General features: G+C 42.9%; 15 protein-coding genes. 4 read left to right on the top strand and 11 right to left on the bottom strand.

The features are described from left to right. Positions 1 to 51 precede the first annotated feature (51 nt). The gene (locus IM462_RS13445) at positions 52 to 2,169 is read right to left on the bottom strand and encodes a PD-(D/E)XK nuclease family protein (protein ID WP_287703918.1); all 2,118 of its coding nucleotides are present in this window, start codon (positions 2,167 to 2,169) and stop codon (positions 52 to 54) included. A 78-nt stretch (positions 2,170 to 2,247) separates the two neighbouring features. Here IM462_RS13445 and IM462_RS13440 point away from each other — a divergent pair, with 78 nt between their 5' ends. The 3 genes from IM462_RS13440 (at position 2,248) to IM462_RS13430 (ending at position 6,732) form a co-directional block, all read left to right on the top strand. Beyond that, complete coding sequence (locus IM462_RS13440; protein WP_287703916.1) at positions 2,248 to 3,585, top strand: proton extrusion protein PcxA; 1,338 nt, start codon at positions 2,248 to 2,250, stop codon at positions 3,583 to 3,585. Between the two features lie 426 nt (positions 3,586 to 4,011). Continuing rightward, a complete protein-coding gene (locus IM462_RS13435) occupies positions 4,012 to 6,138 on the top strand; it encodes a serine/threonine-protein kinase (protein WP_287703914.1) in 2,127 nt (708 codons plus the stop codon). Positions 6,139 to 6,537: 399 nt separating this feature from the next. Then, complete coding sequence (locus tag IM462_RS13430; protein WP_002752171.1) at positions 6,538 to 6,732, top strand: type II toxin-antitoxin system VapB family antitoxin; 195 nt, start codon at positions 6,538 to 6,540, stop codon at positions 6,730 to 6,732. A 110-nt stretch (positions 6,733 to 6,842) separates the two neighbouring features. Here the strand turns inward: IM462_RS13430 and IM462_RS13425 are convergent, their stop codons facing one another. From IM462_RS13425 to IM462_RS13395, 7 genes are all read right to left on the bottom strand, one after another. Then, the gene (locus IM462_RS13425) at positions 6,843 to 7,451 is read right to left on the bottom strand and encodes a PIN domain-containing protein (protein ID WP_002752169.1); all 609 of its coding nucleotides are present in this window, start codon (positions 7,449 to 7,451) and stop codon (positions 6,843 to 6,845) included. Continuing rightward, a complete protein-coding gene (locus IM462_RS13420; protein WP_008207308.1) occupies positions 7,448 to 7,927 on the bottom strand; it encodes a hypothetical protein in 480 nt (159 codons plus the stop codon). The genes IM462_RS13425 and IM462_RS13420 overlap by 4 nt, the downstream gene beginning before the upstream one ends. Before the next feature lie 20 nt (positions 7,928 to 7,947). Further along, positions 7,948 to 8,301 (bottom strand): DUF5615 family PIN-like protein, encoded by a 354-nt coding sequence (locus IM462_RS13415; protein ID WP_287703911.1) that lies wholly within the window; start codon positions 8,299 to 8,301, stop codon positions 7,948 to 7,950. Beyond that, the gene (locus IM462_RS13410) at positions 8,298 to 8,534 is read right to left on the bottom strand and encodes a DUF433 domain-containing protein (protein ID WP_002752166.1); all 237 of its coding nucleotides are present in this window, start codon (positions 8,532 to 8,534) and stop codon (positions 8,298 to 8,300) included. Before IM462_RS13410 ends, IM462_RS13415 begins: the two co-directional genes overlap by 4 nt. A 7-nt stretch (positions 8,535 to 8,541) precedes the next feature. After that, complete coding sequence (locus IM462_RS13405; protein ID WP_287703908.1) at positions 8,542 to 8,973, bottom strand: type II toxin-antitoxin system VapC family toxin; 432 nt, start codon at positions 8,971 to 8,973, stop codon at positions 8,542 to 8,544. A 1-nt stretch (position 8,974) separates the two neighbouring features. After that, positions 8,975 to 9,187: a hypothetical protein gene (locus IM462_RS13400; protein WP_287703906.1), complete on the bottom strand. Its 213-nt coding sequence runs from the start codon at positions 9,185 to 9,187 to the stop codon at positions 8,975 to 8,977. Between the two features lie 341 nt (positions 9,188 to 9,528). Next, entirely contained in the window at positions 9,529 to 10,794 is a 1,266-nt protein-coding gene (locus IM462_RS13395; protein WP_419546707.1) for an RNA-guided endonuclease InsQ/TnpB family protein, read from the bottom strand. 102 nt (positions 10,795 to 10,896) lie between these two features. Here IM462_RS13395 and IM462_RS21030 point away from each other — a divergent pair, with 102 nt between their 5' ends. Further along, positions 10,897 to 11,037, top strand: a complete 141-nt coding sequence (locus tag IM462_RS21030; RefSeq protein WP_071846437.1) for a DUF2191 domain-containing protein — start codon at positions 10,897 to 10,899, stop codon at positions 11,035 to 11,037. A gap of 70 nt (positions 11,038 to 11,107) precedes the next feature. Here IM462_RS21030 and dxs read toward each other — a convergent pair whose 3' ends face one another. The 3 genes from dxs to IM462_RS13380 all read right to left on the bottom strand — a co-directional run bounded on the left by dxs (position 11,108) and on the right by IM462_RS13380 (position 15,792). Continuing rightward, complete coding sequence (gene dxs, locus IM462_RS13390; RefSeq protein WP_287703904.1) at positions 11,108 to 13,018, bottom strand: 1-deoxy-D-xylulose-5-phosphate synthase; 1,911 nt, start codon at positions 13,016 to 13,018, stop codon at positions 11,108 to 11,110. Between the two features lie 73 nt (positions 13,019 to 13,091). Then, positions 13,092 to 13,862: a nickel pincer cofactor biosynthesis protein LarB gene (larB, locus tag IM462_RS13385; RefSeq protein ID WP_104395804.1), complete on the bottom strand. Its 771-nt coding sequence runs from the start codon at positions 13,860 to 13,862 to the stop codon at positions 13,092 to 13,094. Between the two features lie 181 nt (positions 13,863 to 14,043). Next, positions 14,044 to 15,792: a ribonuclease J gene (locus tag IM462_RS13380; RefSeq protein WP_287703901.1), complete on the bottom strand. Its 1,749-nt coding sequence runs from the start codon at positions 15,790 to 15,792 to the stop codon at positions 14,044 to 14,046. Positions 15,793 to 15,958: the final 166 nt, after the last annotated feature.

Below are 15,958 nucleotides of genomic sequence, written 5' to 3'. Positions count from 1 at the left end.
GGCTGTATTGGTGATGGTGAGATAGGAAGTTTTCCTTAATAGCAACTTAGGTTATACTTCATCTTGATGAGAAACGCTGTAATTATATTCTTTTGCCGCTTGTACTAAGGATAAAAGTTGTCCAGTTTGATCGGTTCCCGATACACTTAAATCACTGTGACAGAGGATAACTTTTTCGCTTACCCTTGCCAATAAATCCCTTAAAACTCTCTGTAAACGGGCCTGATTTTCCTCTAATTCTGCTTCTGTTGTCCAGCGTTGATAGGGACTTTCTCGCCAAAAAATTGGCGCAGCAAAAAGAGTAGCAGCACCTGCTTGTTCCCAGAGTGGAGAAGAACAATCTAGCCAAAAATGCCAACGATGACTAGAACGAAAAGAACGATATTGAAAGATATTGCCTAGGGTAACTGCTGAGGAAGATTTAATAAATTGTCGCACAGGATAGGGATTAGCGGTAATTGTACCACGGCGCAAAAGTTGGATAAACTGATTAATAGTTTCGCTGGGACTTTGAAAAGAGGGTTCACTCTCACGCAAACGGCGATCAATCTCCCAAAAATGTTGGGCAGTTTCCATTAATTCTCGCAAAGCTGCCAAGTGATCGAAGGGCAAATTTTCCCCATCGTTTAATAATTGTTCGATCGCTTGATTTAAGACAAAAATCGGGAAAAGTTTGGCTTCTTGCTGCCGTTTTTTCATCCCTTCGATCCAGCGACAAATTCTTTCGTAGGCAGTACAAGCTTTTTGTCCTAAGCGATCCCAACGGGGAAAAGTTTCGATCGCTAATAAACGGGGATTTTCCAGATCCACTTGATAACAATGATCGGCAATTAATCCAGCGCGAACCGGATCGATATCGGGAATTAAATTTTGTTCTTCATCCCAGCGATAACGGCTAAAAATCACCAGCATTTCCGCTATGGCCTCTTGGGGGGCTAAACGCCCCAAATTTTCATAAACAAGGGCGAAAAGGGTCAATAATGCCCGAATCAGAGGACAACTGATCAGGGGTCGTTGTTCGTTGAGGGGTTGAACGGCTATCCCGGCACCAGTTAAAATTTCCATCAGGCTATAACGGGCGATTTCGTCTAAACCGGGGGCAATAATGGCGATTTCTTCGGCTTTTACTGCTCCTTGCTTGACTGCTTGAATAATAGCTGTGGCTGTCTTCCGTAACAATTCAGCGCGAGAGGTGGTTTGTAGGGAGATGAATTGATCGGGAAGATTGCCAAGATAGTTACCGTCGCTGATTAAGGAGAGAATCGTCTCGCTAAACTGAGCCGCTAACCCGTTATTGGTAGATAATGGCATAATTTGACAGCGTGCCGCTAATTTTTGTAGATAATCGGGATCGGCAGTTAATCCTAAGCGAATTTTTCCCTGGGGATTGTAGGTAAAAACGCTAAAACAATCATGATCGAGGAAAAAACTGAGTAAATCCTTGGCAATAGCCGGATAATCGTCCACATCGTCCGCAAAAACTCCCCGGAAGCGTTTTAATAGTTGCTGTTGATAGCGACTATCAGGGAATAAATAGCGCCAATAGAGTTCGTAGATGATACCATAACTTAATAAACCACGTTCTAGAGACCAATCACGCCATTGAATGATTAATTCTCCCACTTTTTCTGGTGTTTCCTGCTCATTAATCGCTAAAACTCGTTTTAGATCTGTTTCTGATAATCCTTCGGCTAATCTTTCGGGTATCTTTTCTGCGGGAACACCACTAGCACCGGCTAATTGTAACAAATCGAGAACTTGACGGACGAAACGATATTCATTTATGCTAGTAAGCTGGAAGAATTCGGCGATTGCTGGTTGCCAGAGACGGGTGGCGAGTTCCTGCTCCGTTTCTGGGCGTAATCGGCGGGGAAATTGCGCTTTTAGCCCCAAAAACTCGAAAATTAACGGCCAAAACAGGATGACTTCATCGGTGAGAAAACCTAAAGGGGTTTTACAGAGAATCGGATAGCTACCCCTAACAGCAATGGCTAATCGATCGGCTAATTCCCGTTTATTATCATCGTTGGCAGCGAAAACTAAGATCGATCGAGGAAGGGGGGATGATTTTGAGCGATCGCGAGACACCCAGCGCCGAAATTCCCCGACTAAAGTGGTGGTTTTTCCCGATCGCGTGCCACCTTCGATCCAAATTGGTATGATTGACATCGTTTTTTCTCGATTGTATTTGTTAAGATGACTGATCGGTACTCTAGCTTTTCTCCCTTGTGGAAGTAATTGTTTCCTATGAATCTTAATCGGATTTTGCAAGGTGTTAATCAATGGTTATTACAAACTCCTGAACGTTCTTTAGATGAGGCGTATCATGCAGCTTTGAAGATTAAGGAGATAGAAGACAAGCATTTTCAAGGGCGAAAAGTGGCGAATGGGTTCTCGAATTATGGCAGCAGCACTAATTCCTATTTTATCGCAGAAGTTAAAGGTTATCTGCAAAAAATTAAAGTCAGATTGACGGAGTTTAAAGCTAGTCGCTCGATCGTGAATACCTTCGGTCCCAATCAACCGACAATTAATAATGGGGTGATTACTGTCACCACAGATGTTTGTCTGAAAAAACTTCAGTTTATCGATAGTGTTATCGGAAAATATCAAGATAATTATTGGCAAGAAGATCTGCAAGATGTTCCCAAAAGTCTCCAGAACCGAAATTTTGAGCAGGAAACAGCCAAAAATAAAACTTCCAGGAATCGCTCTTTTTTAGCGGCGGGTAGTCTTGAAGATGAGGAAATAATCAAAAGTAATAAATCCCAAAAAGCTACGGAAAAACCGGGGGTTTTACCCCGTTCTTTTGTCAACACTTTTAATCGCATTAAACAGGAAATCGATCCGCAAGCGGAGGAATCGGAGGAGGCAGTTTTAAAGAAATTTCGCAATTCTCGTTATAAAACAGCCATTTCCCTCAAGTTTATTTTACTGTTAATTATTGTTCCTTTATTAACCCAGCAATTAACCAAAACTTTCCTAATTACCCCCTTGATTAATAAATATTTCCAACAACAGGAACAGTTTATTTTTATCAATCAGGATTTAGAAGAAGAGGCTTTTTCGGAATTGAGAAGATTTGAGGAAGCTTTACATTTTCGAGGTATGATTGGTTTAAGTCCCAAATTATCTAACGAAGAAATCGAGGGAGAAATTACTAAAAAAGCGGCGGTACTAAGTGAAGAATTTCGCCAACGAGGTCTAAATGCGATTGCTAATATTTTCGCCGATATTTGTTCCTTGATTGCCTTTGGGTTTGTTATCGCTTTTAGTCGTCGAGAAATCGAGATTGTCAAGTCTTTTCTGGATGGCATTCTCTATAATCTTAGCGATTCAGCTAAAGCTTTTTTAATTATTCTCTTTACCGATATATTTGTCGGTTTCCACTCTCCCCACGGTTGGGAAGTGATCCTAGAAGGGTTAAGTCGTCATTTCGGTTTACCGGAAAATCGCGAGTTTAATTTTCTCTTTATTGCCACTTTTCCCGTTATCTTGGATACAGTCTTAAAATATTGGATTTTCCGTTATCTCAATCGCATTTCTCCCTCGGCAGTGGCTACCTATCGTAATATGAATGAATAGGGTAAAATCAGGGAGAAACTTGATAATTTACCCTTCTAATTTGGGGGGATAATTTGGCTGCATCTCACATTTGCAGAAATACCGACAATCAGCAATTATCAGTGACTCTTAAATTATTACAGATATATCAGCAGCTGTTTGTATGCATCCCACCGAAAAACTAATGCGCGGGGTGTTTTTCAGCTATTTATTCCGAGAAATCGACTAAAAACGATGCCAGATAAGAATTTGAGAGAATAACATTGGAGAGAGTGAAAGGTCCCTAGGGAGCGTTGATTCATGAATCAACCTACAAAGCACGACGTTTTGAAAAATGCAATATCTCTCTTCAATTTAATCATAACTACTTACTTATGATAAAATGCTGTCAAGGTCAGGGAGGGAAAACTTGCAATTATTCACCCGATAAAATAACTGATAGCCGAGATGAAACCCTGTTACTGTATTAATCCCAATTGTTATCAACCAGACCATCCGAGTAATAATAACTCGAATACTCGTTACTGTCAAAGTTGCGGCTCTGAGTTGTTGTTAAATGGTAAATATAGGGTGAGTCGGTTATTGAGTGATACGACCGGTTTTGGGGTTGTTTATGAGGCTTTTGAAGGTTTTACAGCCAAAATCCTCAAGGTATTACAAGAAAAATGGAATAATGACCCGAAGGCAGTGGAATTATTTAAACGGGAATATGACGTTTTATTAGAGTTGAGTCGTCAAAATGTCACCGGTGTTCCTCGCGCAGATGCCTATTTTCAATATTCCACAAGGGAGGGGAAAAGATTACACTGTTTAGTTATGGAAAAAGTGGAGGGGATTAATTTAGAACAGTGGCTAAAGCAGTATGATAATTTAAGTCAAAAACGAGCCTTAAAATGGCTGAGAGAAACCACTTTAATTCTCGATAAAATTCATCAACAGAATTGGCTGCATCGAGATATTAAACCCCCTAATATAATGTTGCGGAATAGTGGCGAGTTGGTGTTAATTGATTTTGGCACAGCAAGGGAAGAAACCCAAACCTATCATCAAAAGGTCAAAGGTCAACAAGTAACAGGTATTACCTCAGCCGGATATACACCCAATGAACAACAACATGGCCAAGCAGTGATTCAATCAGATTTTCATGCTTTAGGACGAACTTTTGTGCATTTATTAACGGGAAAACATCCCTTAGAAATTTATGATCCGATTAATGATGTTTTACCTTGGCGAGAAGAAACGGAAAATATTCACCCGTTATTGTTGGATTTTATTGATGAGTTGATGGGAAGATTACCCAGGAATAGACCAGCTAATACTAGGGTTATTTTACAGCGTTTGGATGAGATTGAACGGCAATTAAAGTTACCTCCTATAACTCCTACTATAACATCTCCACCACCAAATCCGCAGCCTGTTGTAACTCAAAAACAACCGCCAGTTATTCCTAAGATTAATCCTTCTCCGCCGGTTTCACCAGTACCTGCACCCCAAAAATCACCAGTACAACTGGTTAAAAATAATAATCTGAGAAATGGATTAATTGCGATTGGCGGAGTTTTGCTAATAATGCAAGGGTATGGATATTTAAAATATAAAAGATTTCCTGTTACTCCTCAATTTTTAATCTCTGGCTTAGTTGATAATCCCTCTCTTTATAAAACCCTTACTGGTCATTCTCACTTGGTTACGTCAGTAGTATATAGTCCCGATGGCCGCTATTTAGCTAGTGGAAGTTATGACGATACTATCAAAATTTGGGAGGTAGCAACGGGAAAACAATTGCGTACCCTTCCCGGTCATTCTGACTCGGTTCGGTCAGTGGTATATAGTCCCGATGGCCGCTATTTAGCTAGTGGGAGCGTTGACAAAACTATCAAAATTTGGGAGGTAGCAACGGGAAAAGAATTGCGTACCCTTACTGGTCATTCTCGCGGGGTTAGTTCAGTAGCATATAGTCCCGATGGCCGCTATTTAGCTAGTGGTAGTGGGGACAAAACTATCAAAATTTGGGAGGTAGAAACAGGAAAAGAATTGCGTACCCTTACTGGTCATTCTATAGGAGTTTTGTCAGTAGCATATAGTCCCGATGGCCGCTATTTAGCTAGTGGGAGTTATGACTATGACAAAGGTGACAAAGGTGACAAAATTATCAAAACTATCAAAACTATCAAAATTTGGGAGGTAGCAACGGGAAAAGAATTGCGTACCCTTACTGGTCATTCTAACGGGGTTACGTCAGTGGCATATAGTCCCGATGGTCGCTATTTAGCCAGTGGGAGTTGGGACGATACTATCAAAATTTGGGAGGTAGCAACGGGAAAAGAATTGCGTACTCTTACTGGTCATTATGGGGAGGTTTACTCAGTAGCATATAGTCCCGATGGCCGCTATTTAGCCAGTGGGAGTGGGGACAATACTATCAAAATTTGGGAGGTAGCAACGGGAAAAGAATTGCGTACTCTTACTGGTCATTCTAGCGGGGTTTTGTCAGTGGTATATAGTCCCGATGGTCGCTATTTAGCTAGTGGTAGTTGGGACAATACTATCAAAATTTGGCGGGTGGGACAGTAAAGTTGTGTTGGGGGTGACAGCAATAACTTTTGTCTATCAAAAATGAGCGACACTTGCGGGAAACCCAACTGCACCGATGTCTTTTAAAATGTTGGGTTTTGGCTCAAATTATTGAATCGAGCAGTTTTCTCCTAAATAGGGTATGCGGCAAAAAGTACGGGCGAAGCATTCGGATAGAAAATCTACAGTTTCACCGATAGGTTATTGTCCGAATGCTTCGCCCCTACAGGACGCGGGCCGATAAAGACGCAAGATTTTGAACGACGATTCTCTCACAATCTTGCACCTGTGGGAGCGAGAAAAGCCACAAAATCTCTACCTTGCTTACATCTCAAATTTATTCAGCAAACCCTATATAATGTGTATATTAACAATCTACTATACACAACTAGGAATAGGATGATGACTAACATTATCATTGATGACCAACTCATGGCTGATGCTCTTAAAGCTACTGGTTTAAAGACTAAACAAGAAGTTGTTGAATTGGGTCTTAAGACTTTGATTCGGCTCAAACAACAGGAGAAAATTAAAGCCTTTAAAGGTAAGCTTAAATGGGAAGGAAACCTTGAGGAAATGAGGCACAATCAATGATTCTTACGATGTCGTTAAAGAATGTTGGGTTTCGCTCAAATTATTGAATCGAGCAGTTTTCTCCTAAGTATTAAAGCACTCAACTCAACCAAAAAGATTGATCTCAGCTACTAGGACGATAACTGCGACTGAAGAAAACTGTAACCACGATCAAATCGGGGAATCATCCTACAGTTGAATTGATTCAGTTCTTCAACAATGTCAGGACTATCAAAGTCTTTTGAGTTTCGATTCAAAAAACACGCCTGCTGTGGCTGATAACGTCGTAAATGATGAAGTACCGAGGCATAGACAAGAGCATCTTGTGGCGTTAAATCATATATCTTTTCATAAGATGCTGCTTCGATTAAAATATCAGCAGTAAGTGCCACAATTTCTCCTACCTTGAGGAGGCGTTCTCGATATTTATTAAAACGATGTCGTTCTTCTTCATTGCTTTGCACCATTAAACTAGCAATATCTTGAATACTCTTGATCCGACTTGCATAAGAAGCTGTGCGTGAAAGTTGACGTAACTCAGTATCTAGTAACTGTTGAAGTTCCCGACGACTCTTTGCTTGACGAGTCAGTTTTTCGTGAGGTTCAGCTAGACTATATGCTGGAATAATTAGTTTGGCTTGTCCTGTTTCACAAAGTTGCAGAATCTGCTCACAGCTTAGACACTGCTCTTGCTCGAAGGTTAGCTCTAAAACAAAATTTGTTTCAACATAGATATTCACGCCGCTGCCTCACGCTGAAATTTTCCTCCAGCTAAAGCAGCATACAACCCTGAATCAATCAACCAACGCTGAGAATCATCGAGAGCTTCAGGCGGCTTTTCAGAATAAATAATCTCTCCCAACCAAGAAGCAACAATTAGTTCAAGACTTTGCCTACTAATTTGGTCATTCGTTACCCCTGCTCGTTGAAAATAAGGCTGAAGAATGGGACTGGCATCAATCATATAACTAGGTTCACTCTGCTCCTGAAAAGCCCCAACATTACTCCATAAGTAAAATCTGTCAGGAAAGACCAGCAAAAAATAGGGAGCCTTGGCAAAAGTACCGTGTGCCAGAATATTGCGTCGGAGTTTTGCCGCCCATTCTTGGGATACGTTGGTTTTGCACTTGACCTCAACCACAAGAGCGAGTTGACCATTGCGGTTATTAACTGCTAAATCCCAGCCAGAAGCCATAAGATGAACTGATGAAACCATACACAGCACTCCGGGTAAAATTATTGATGAACGATGATTGAGTTGCGACTCATTTCTATTAAGGAATGTTGAGTAAAAAGTGCTTTTATTTGGGTTAGATTATTCTGAAATAATGCTTCTAATTCGACATTCGTAATATTACCAGTAGTCACTAGCAGAAGCTTATAAGGTTCTTGATTAATCAAAAATGAATCAAGAAAATCTCTGTCTTCGGTAATGACAATTCGATTTTGTTGAATTGAAAGAGCGTTAATTTCTGCATCTGTCGTGGCATTTTGTTGGGGTAAATCTTTAGTATGAATTGTACCATGACCAGCAGCTTGCAAAAAACGAGCTAAACGAACTGGCAATTGGGCATCGACTAAAAAGTTCATGGTGCAATTTGGTAGATGCTTTTTACCTGAGTTAATCGAGTGGCAAACAATAACGCCGCTAGAATATCCTCCCGTTCTAAATCATCGTAGTCGGCTAAAATGTCTTCGATACTCATGCCAGAACTAAGTAATTCTAGGATAAATTCAACAGGATAACGCAATCCTCGAAGGCAAGGTTTGCCATGACAGATATTTAAATCGAGGGTGATTCGCTGCAAAAGTTGGTTTTCCATAGGTAATTCAGTTGCTTGTAATCGTCCAATCTTCTGCTCTTAAACCGGCAATTTGCCCAAAATCTGAGAGATTTCTCGTCAGCAGGATAGCCTGATTAACCATTGAGATAGCAGCAATCTTCAAATCCATCGAACCCAAACGAGGGTAAGTTACCCGAAGTTCTTGAAAAACTTGACCTGCCTTTTCATCAAAGCCGACAATGGGAATCGTGCGATAATTAGCGAGGTGCTTTTCTAGCCTTCGATAGGCAACAACTTGGGTTTCAATCGAATTTGCCTTGGCTATGTAACTGAGCCATCCCCGCATTTGTTCTTCGTAGGTGATAATTGTGGTGGCAACTTCGCTGCTCGTAATAGCAGCCAGTTTTTTCAGCAATTGTTGTGCCGGTTGACACCCGCGATCGAGAATGCTAATATGATCGGTGTCAAGGAGATACATTTCAGGGTTCGGATGCTTCCTCGGCTAATGGTTTTAGAGACTGGCGGTACTCTTGACCAAACTGCATTGCCTCTTCGTAAACCGGATCTTCAGCAAAAGTGCCGACAATTTTTTCCCACCAGGGAGTTTCGCTGACAGTAGGTAGCAAACGCTTAAGCAGTGCTACTTCAGCTTCTAAAGCTGCTAGTCTTATCTCTAGATCAGTGCTTAACATGGTTGACATATCCTCCCATTCTGCTCTTGCTCAAAGGTTAGCTCTAAAACAAAATTTGTTTCAACGCCAGAAGCCATACGATGAACTGATGAAACCATACACAGCACTCCGGGTAAAATTACCGATGAACGATTGTACACAATTCTGTCTTTAAGTCAAGTGGCTTTACAAAACTTTAAGCAATTTCTTGACAAAATTTAACCTTTTTTCTCATTTTTGAACCCTCAAAAATTAATTATGCAAGAGGTTTAATCTACTATACACAACTAGGGATACTACGAGAACTAACACTGTCATTGTTGACATCCTCGCCGCCGTAAACGGACGGTGATTCCCAAACCTCACGATTTAGGCTTCGGCCGTGAGCTCAGCGTTCGACCGAGCTCACGCCGAGGTCCGAACGGTTTCTGCTTCTTTCCCGTTCGGCTGACGCTCACGGCGGAAGCCTTGCGGGGTTCCGCACCTGCCTTAACAGATTTACTCTGTTCTGGTCTTATGGTCGCTCTACAGACTGACACCGCAAGCCCTGCGGCCAAAATATTTTTACTGGCGTTAATATCTCGGTCATGGTGTGTCCCACAGTTCGGACAGTCCCACTCTCGAACATTTAACGGCAGCTCTTTCACAATATACCCACAATTACTGCACCGTTTAGAACTGGGAAACCATCTATCTATTTCGATGTAATTTCTGCCGTACCAACGGCATTTATAGGCTAATTGTCGAATGATTTCTCCCCAGCTTACATCAGATATTGCCTGAGATAATTTCGGGTTTTTGACCATATTCTTGACGGCTAAGTTCTCAACCACAATCGTTTGGTTTTCACGGACTAATTGAGTGGTTAGCTTATGTAAATGGTCTTTTCTACTATCGGTGATTTGAGCGTGAATCCTAGCTACTTTGATTCTTGCTTTTTCCAGATTTTTTGACCCTTTCTGTTTTCTAGACAGATTTTTTTGTGCTTTTCGCAGTCTCCGATAATGCTTTTTAAAATGCTTAGGATTAGATACTTTATCGCCATTGCTAGTAATCACGAGGCTACTAATTCCTAAGTCAATTCCGATGGCTTTATCTGTTACTGGTAGAGGCTTAATCGTTGGGTCATCAAATCTTATTGAAATATGCCAACGTCCAGAAGGATGTAATCTGACTGTTACTGTACTTGGGTCACAGCTTTCTGGTATTTGTCTTGACCATCGAATAGGTAAAGGTTCTGTGCATTTGGCTAAATAGATTTGTTTGTCTTTAAATTTAAAGGCTGATTTGGTAAATTCGGCACTTCCTCCCTGATGTTTTTTCTTAAAGTTAGGATACTTAGTACGACCAGCAAAGAAGTTAGTAAAAGCTGTTTGTAAATGTCTTAACCCTTGTTGTAAAGGTACACAGCTTACCTCATTGAGAAAGTCTAATTCTTCTTGCTTTTTCCAATCGGTTAGCATTGAAGAAGTTTGAGCGTAGCCTACTCTTTCTTGCTTTTCGTACCAAGCTTGTGTTCGTTCGTGGAGAGCTTTGTTGTAAACTAATCTTACACAGCCCAAAGTGCGCCGCAATAGCGACTCTTGTTCTGGTGTCGGGTAAAATCGGTAAGAATAGGCTTTTTCCATACCTCACATTTTAGCATATATTTCGTAAACGATGCTCATATTTAACAGTAAAGCCGTCGTTCTACGACGGGGTTTCAGACCCAAATTTTCGATGACCAACTCATGGCTGATGCTCTTAAAGCTACTGGACTCTCCTATTCTTTGTGTGATAAATTTAACTTCTATAGTAGTGATCGATCTTTGTGTCCTTTGTGTCTCTGTGGTTCGTTCCCCTCACTATTTATTGCCGGCAGTCTTCATTGACTATCTAGAGCAAAAAAAAACCAGTCTTCCCTAATTTTTCGGGAAAACTGGCCAAGCTAATCTTGAGATTTTAACCGACGTTAGCGGTTTGTTTTTGGCTAAAAAATGCCGCTAAAACCTGTTGGGCAATCTGGGGACTGGTTAAACCCAAATCAGCGAAGGATTCCTCTGGTTTTGCGTGGTCCACTAATTTATCGGGAACCCCGAAACGCTTGACTGGAACTAGAATATTAGCATCCTGTAAAGCTTCCAAAACCGCAGAACCAAAACCACCCATCAAACAACCTTCTTCTAAAGTCACCACCTTACCAAGACGTTGAGCAAGGGGAAAGATAAGTTCTGTATCAAGGGGCTTGACAAAACGAGCATTAACCACTGTGGCTTCGATGCCGTGTTCGCTGAGGATTTCGGCCACCTGTAGGGAAGTGTTGACCATAGTGCCGTATCCTAACAGGAGAATATCATCGCCACTGCGGAGAATTTCGCCCTTACCGATGGGTAAAGCTTCCCAACCCTCTTCCATCAGGGGAACCCCTAAACCGTTGCCCCGGGGGTAACGCATGGCAATGGGGCCGCTGGTATGATTAATCCCCGTTACGACCATTCTTTGCAGTTCCGCCTCATCTTTCGGGGCCATAATGGTCATATTGGGGATACAACGCAGGTAGGCGATATCGTACATACCTTGGTGGGTCGGTCCATCGGCCCCGACAATACCGGCCCGGTCCATGCAGAAGAAAACCGGTAGATTTTGAATGCAGATATCGTGAATAATCTGATCAAAAGCCCGCTGCAGGAAAGTAGAGTAAATGGTGACAACCGGGCGCATTCCTTCGCAAGCAAGACCACCAGCGAGAGTAACCGCGTGTTGTTCGGCAATTCCCACATCGATATACTGTTTCGGTAGTTTTGCCTGAAATTTATCTAATCCCGTCCCAGTGGCCATAGCGGCGGTGATACCGATAATGCGCGGGTCATTTTCCGCTAATTTAGTGAGAGTATGCCCGAAAACTTTAGAATAAGCCGGAGGTTTCGGTTTACTGGAGGGAATCGGTTTACCCGTGGCTAAATTAAAGGGATTTTGGGCATGATAACCCACTTGATCTTTTTCGGCCCATTCGTAGCCTTTGCCTTTAACGGTGGCAACGTGGACGAAAACCGGTCCGTGGACCTTATGGGCCTGTTTAAAAGTGGCGATTAATTCGGGAATATTATGACCATCAATCGGGCCAAAATATTTAAAGCCCAATTCCTCAATCACTGCGCCAACCTTGGGAACTGCTAACCGTTTCATTCCTTCTTTGACTCGTTCCATTTCGGGAGTGAGGGAGTCACCGAAGAAGGGTAGATTTTTAAATTGTTCTTCGAGATTATCGGCGATAAACTGGACGGGTTCGCTCAGACGCACTTTATTGAGATAGCGGGAAATTGCCCCGACGTTGGGGGAAATGGACATCTCGTTATCGTTGAGGATAACCATGATGTTGGTGTTCGGTAAATGTCCAGCATGGTTAATCGCTTCTAGGGCCATACCCCCGGTTAAAGCGCCATCCCCGATGATCGATACTACCTTGAAATCTTCTCCCTTGGCATCCCGGGCTAAAGCCATTCCTAACCCCGCAGAAATGCTCGTGGAGGCGTGTCCAGCCCCAAAATGGTCAAATTTGCTCTCGCAACGTTTTAGATAGCCCGCAACGCCGTTTTTTTGGCGCAGGGTGTGAAAATCGTTATAGCGACCGGTGAGGAGTTTATGCGGATAAGCTTGGTGTCCCACGTCCCAAAGGACTTTATCTCGATCGAGATCGAGGGTTTGGTAAAGGGCGATCGTTAGTTCTACGACTCCTAACCCCGGTCCCAAATGTCCACCGGTAGCGGCGATCGTCTGGAGGTGTTTTTCGCGAATCTGACGGGCAATATCTTCTAATTGACGGAGTGATAAACCATGTAACTGGTTGGGATGAGTAATTTCACTTAGGTGCATATCGGCTTCTTTTTCAAAGTAGTTTATCCCTATACCAACTGTATAGGATTTTCAGCCTGAGATGAGGGAAAATCTAGGCTAATCTGGCCGCCGTGCGTAAAATTTGGCCGGCTAACATGGCAGCCCCAAAACCATTATCTATATTAACCACACCGATGCCGACCGCGCAGGAATTGAGCATAGTTAACAAAGGAGCAATACCACCGAAACTGGTTCCGTAACCGATACTGGTGGGAACGGCGATCACCGGGCGATCAACTAATCCTGCTACCACACTTGGTAAGGCTCCTTCCATTCCCGCAACAACAATTAACACATCGGCGGCATCCAATAGATGGCGATGATTCAAGAGTCGATGAATTCCCGCTACCCCCACATCCCAGAGACGCTGCACGGAAAAACCGCATAATTGAGCAGTAACCGCCGCCTCCTCCGCTACGGGAATATCGGCAGTTCCCGCCGTTAGGATGGAAATTATCCCTTTTGGGGGATTTTCTGGAGCGGCTGCGGCAATGGCACAGATGCGGGCTAAGGGATAATAAACTAAGTCTGTTACCTGTTCCTGTAGCTGGGCTGCTATCTCTGCTTCAATGCGGGTGGCCATAACCACGGGACTATTTTGACGCAATACACCGATAATTTGGGCGATTTGAGCGGTGGTTTTACCCGGTCCCCAGATAACCTCCGGAAATCCCGTTCTTAATTGACGATGATGGTCAATTTTAGCAAAGTCTTCCACCGGTTCAAAGGCCAGATGTTTAAGTTTATCTAAGGCTGTCTCCGGGTTAATTTCTCCCCTGGCAACGGCGGTCAGCAGCGATCGCAAATCGGCAGCATGGAACATGATCAGTTATCAGTTATCAGTTATCAGTTATCAGTTATCAGTGGGTAAGTTAACAGTTATCAGATTTGAGTTTTAAGTGAGCAGTATGTGTTAAGTGACCAGTATTAAATAGCAGTTTCTTGCCATCTTTTCACTGTTTACTGATCACTGATTACTGATTACTGCTCACTGCTCACTGCTATTAGGAGGCCATGGTGGCTGCGGGACGACGGCGGCGATAAGTACGATTGTTCGCTGGTTCCGTTGCCGCCGCTTGCAGGAGGAAAATCACTAGGGGTTGACTCTGTAACTCCCGTTTGATTAAACGTTGCAAAGTCGTCTCGATTTCGGCCCGCAAACGGTCCCAATCCGGGGACCCCGTGGCGGTTTTAAATTCACCGATGCGATCGCTTAAACAGCGTTCGATCGCCCGAATAATTAACTGATTCAGCAGCGAGATTTCCACTTTTGTCACCACACCGCGCAAATTAATCTCTGGAGGTGCGCTTAATTGTCCCTCAGCGTTAACGAAGGCGGCGATCGTAATCACACCATCTTCGGCTAATTGTTGTCTTTCCTGCATAATGTGTTCGTGGACCACACCTGCTTGATCAACTAACTCGATTCCCGAAGGCACTGGTGCGCCGATGGCAATGCGATCGCCAGTTAACTCGATCGTGTCACCATTTTTGACAATCACCATATTTTCGGCGGGAATCCCCATACTTTGGGCCATCTGAGCGTGTTTGACCAGCATTCGGTGTTCTCCATGCACTGGCACAAAAAACTTCGGCCGGGTCAAAGATAGCATCAATTTATGGTCTTCTTGGGAACCATGGCCGGAAACGTGAATTCCCTTATCGCGTCCGTAAACCACGTTAGCACCCTGCATCATTAAGCGATCAATTGTATTGACTACAGCGATGGTATTACCCGGAATCGGATTAGCGGAAAAGACAATCGTATCTCCCTGACGCACGCGAATATGAGGATGTTCACCCTTAGAAATCCGCGTCATGGCCGCTAAAAGTTCCCCCTGGGAGCCTGTGGTTAAAATAACGATTTTTTCATCGGCTAAATTGCGGGTCGCTTTCAAGGGTTCAAACAGATCATCGGGACATTTTATATACCCCAAATTGCGCGCATGAGCGATGACATTTAACATCGATCGACCCACTACCACCACTTTCCGGTTAAATTTCTGGGCCAATTTCAACACCAGATTAATCCGATGCACCGAGGAAGCAAAGGTAGTGATCATAATCCGTCCCGTTGCTTGGTTAAAAACCCGCTCTAAACCGGGATAAACGGAAGCTTCCGAGGGAGTATAACCGGGTACTTCCGCGTTAGTGGAATCACTCAATAAACATAGCACCCCTTTCTCGCCATGTTCGGCAATTTTTTGCAGATCAAAGAATTCCCCATCCACAGGAGTATGGTCAATTTTAAAATCTCCCGTGTGAATAACTACCCCTAAAGGAGTGTGAATTGCTACACAAAAACTATCGGCGATCGAGTGGGTATTGCGGATATATTCCACCATGAAAGATTTACCTAAACGCACCATTTGCCGAGGAACTACGGTTTCTAATTTGGTACGATTTGCTAATCCTGCTTCTTCCAATTTATCCCGCAATAAAGCCATCGCTAGGCGCGGACCGTAGATAATTGGCACATCAAATTGTTTGAGATGGTAGGGAATGCCACCGATATGATCTTCGTGACCGTGGGTGACGATCATACCCTTAATTTTATGGCGATTTTCCCTTAGATAAGTCATATCGGGAAGCACTACATTGACCCCGTGCATATCATCGGAAGGAAAAGCTAAACCAGCATCCAGGAGAATAATCTCATCATCGTACTCAAAAACACAGGTGTTTTTGCCGATTTCGTGTAATCCTCCTAGGGGAATGATCTTTAGTTTTGCTTGGGTTTTATCTTGATTCATTAGGTATCCTTTGATGGTAAGTTATGGTGATTTTTCAGGTGGTTTTTTTTGGACGGGAAATCTCAAAAAATGAATAGTTAGAATAAGTCGAACTAGGGAAATAACACCTAGCTAAATTCACTTAGTATCAATACTTTCTAGCAGTTCTAAACTATATTTCTTTTCT

This window comes from Microcystis sp. M144S2, assembly GCF_020246065.1.
GTDB lineage: Bacteria > Cyanobacteriota > Cyanobacteriia > Cyanobacteriales > Microcystaceae > Microcystis > Microcystis ichthyoblabe_A.
The sequence above is the reverse complement of the archived record's forward strand: the minus strand, read 5'-3'. Positions and strand labels throughout refer to the sequence as shown.